General features: G+C 68.4%; 1 pseudogene. It reads right to left on the minus strand.

Annotated elements, in window-relative coordinates:
- Positions 1-1123: pseudogene (locus tag ABT171_RS41705) on the minus strand (alpha-1,4-glucan--maltose-1-phosphate maltosyltransferase); the annotation flags it as partial.

A 1123-nucleotide genomic window follows, 5' to 3' on the forward strand; every position in this document is an offset into this window, starting at 1 on the left:
GTTGAGCCTGGTGATGAGCGGTGCGATGGTCCGGCCCTCGCGTGCCGCGGCCTCCCAGTCCCGTCGCTTGAGCTGGTACTTCTCCGAGTCCAGGTATTCCTCGCTGCCCTGCCTGAGCGGGGTGTTCTCGCACAGTTCGTAGCCGCTGTAGATGCCCCAGGCGGGGGAGAGGGTCGCAGCGAGCACGGCGCGCACCTCGAAGGCCGGGCGCCCGCCGTGCTGGAGGTAGGCGTGCAGGATGTCCGGGGTGTTGGCGAAGAGGTTGGGCCGCATGTAGGCCGCCGCCTCGCCCGCCAACTCGCTGAGGTAGTCGGTGAGTTCCTGCTTGCTGTTGCGCCAGGTGAAGTACGTGTACGACTGCTGGAAGCCGATCTGGGCGAGGGTGTGCATCATCGCCGGCCGCGTGAACGCCTCGGCCAGGAAGATCACGTCCGGGTCCTTGTGGTTGACCTCGGCGATCACCCGCTCCCAGAACACCACCGGCTTGGTGTGCGGGTTGTCCACCCGGAAGATCCGCACACCGTGGCCCATCCAGTGCCGCAGGATCCGTACCGTCTCGGCGACCAGGCCGTCCATGTCCGCGTCGAAGGCGACCGGATAGATGTCCTGGTACTTCTTCGGCGGATTCTCCGCGTAGGCGATGCTCCCGTCGGGGCGGTGACGGAACCACTCGGGGTGTTTGTGCACCCACGGGTGGTCGGGCGAGCACTGCAGGGCGAAGTCGAGGGCGACCTCCAGGCCCAGTTCACGGGCTGTTTCCACGAAGTGGTCGAAGTCGTCGAGGGTGCCGAGGCCGGGGTGGACGGCGTCGTGCCCGCCCTCGGGCGAGCCGATCGCCCACGGTACACCCACGTCGTCCGGCCCGGCGGTGAGGGTGTTGTTGGGCCCCTTGCGGAACGTGGTGCCGATGGGGTGGACCGGCGGCAGGTAGACGACGTCGAAGCCCATGTCCGCGATCGGCTTCAGCCGGCGCGCTGCCGTACGGAAGGTGCCGTGCGGCTGCTCGGCGGTGCCCTCCGAGCGGGGGAAGAACTCGTACCAGGAGCCGTACAGGGCGCGTTCACGCTCCACCAGCAGCGGCATCGGATCGGAGGCGGTGACCAGCTCCCGCAACGGATGGCGG

The organism is Streptomyces sp. NPDC001851, assembly GCF_040297165.1.
Lineage (GTDB): Bacteria > Actinomycetota > Actinomycetes > Streptomycetales > Streptomycetaceae > Streptomyces.